Here is a 1585-nt window from a genome sequence, read left to right as displayed (position 1 = left end):
CATTTTCTGCATCGTAACCATAATCAAAAGCATCACTTGTTGCATCACTAAATCCTAGTAATAATTCGCGATGCGTTTCTGGACCTGTTATAGAATTTAGTTGTAAACTTATTTTCTGAAACTGTGGTTCTGTAGTTACTTCCTCAGTATCCGTAGTTGCAGTTCCCTTTTTGGTTCCTTTAAAAAATACTGAACCAGAATTATAAGTACCATTGGCATCAGATTCTTTTACAAATACACGTTGGCTGTTATTAAATTCTACTTGGCCATCTGCACTAATATTAACCATAAAACCTTGACCTACTGGGATTGTTTTAGTTGGTTTTTTTGTGCCGCTTGGACCTCCTCCCAACAAAGCTCCTAAAATACCCTGAAATTGAAATGCTTTTGCAGAGCCTAATTTATTTACCGTGGCATAACCACCATCGTACTCGCTTAAATTATGTGAAGTACCATCCCATTGTTGCCATAATAATATAGAACCCGATATTACACTAGAATTATCGTCTAGAAACTTACCTACATCTATAGCCGATGGATATGGGTTACCAACTAAAGATTGCGTTTTACTAAATAAGGATGATAATAAACCGCCTTTTTTATCGACGTCTATTAAAATAGTACCATTATTAGGTTTACCTTCAAATATATATTCTTGTTCTGTTACTGCCGTACCTGTACCCTTTTGCGTGTAGCCTACACCTGGAGCTATAGCTGTTGAAGGGCTTATTTGTTTCCAATCGTAATAGGTTTGCCCGCTCATATAGGTATATAACCAATAACTACTTATTGTACCATTTCCGGTATAACCGCTTGTGAACATAAAATTACTACCAGAGCCATCCTTAATCATATCTACACTAAAGGGACTATTGTTTGCGTTATTAGCTGACCCGTTGTTGTTAGACAAGGTTGTTGCACGTAACTCTCCTACTGGCGAACACCAGTAATTGTACCAATACGGACTTGAATTCCCTTCTTGACGGCGTAATATTTTACCTGTTGAAGAGGTAACTAAATCACTGTTTTCTGTTTGTAATAATTGTGAGTCAGCTTCCAAATCTAATGTGCCATTTAACTCAAAATACCAACTATTGTTTACCTCATGGTCTCCATTAACGGTTAGTTTTTTTCCACTATCGATAATTAAACCTTGTGTTTTTAAACTCGCATTAATTGATACATCATGGCTCACTTTTACTATAGAATAGCCAGAGTTAGTAAGGGCATCCAAATTCCAAACTGCGCCATGTAACAAATTACCTGTTGTTGCCAACTCTCCATCTCCAGAGGTTTGATACGGCATTGGTGCCGTTTGTGCTTGTACAGTTGTAATATTATGGAGTGTCGCGTCATAATTATTACTTGAATAATCAATTGTTTTTGAGTTTATAATTTCAGTCATTGGATAGTAAGCTTGCAATTTACTCCACGCAACGCTTGTGCCTGAAGTCAAATCTGCCACTTTTTTAGGAACAACCTTTCCTATTACATCACTTCCGTTTTGTTCTATTTCCTGATAAATCATTTGTTGTAACTGATTCTCGGTCAGTGCTACATCAAATACCCTTACTTCGTCAATAGC

1 pseudogene is annotated in these 1585 nt (G+C 36.8%); it reads right to left on the bottom strand.

What is annotated here, in order from left to right:
* Positions 1–1585 (bottom strand): annotated as a pseudogene (locus tag HNQ90_RS17845) (hypothetical protein); the annotation flags it as partial.

The organism is Algibacter amylolyticus, assembly GCF_014202225.1.
Classification (GTDB): Bacteria; Bacteroidota; Bacteroidia; order Flavobacteriales; family Flavobacteriaceae; genus Algibacter_B; species Algibacter_B amylolyticus.
The sequence above is the reverse complement of the archived record's forward strand: the minus strand, read 5'-3'. Positions and strand labels throughout refer to the sequence as shown.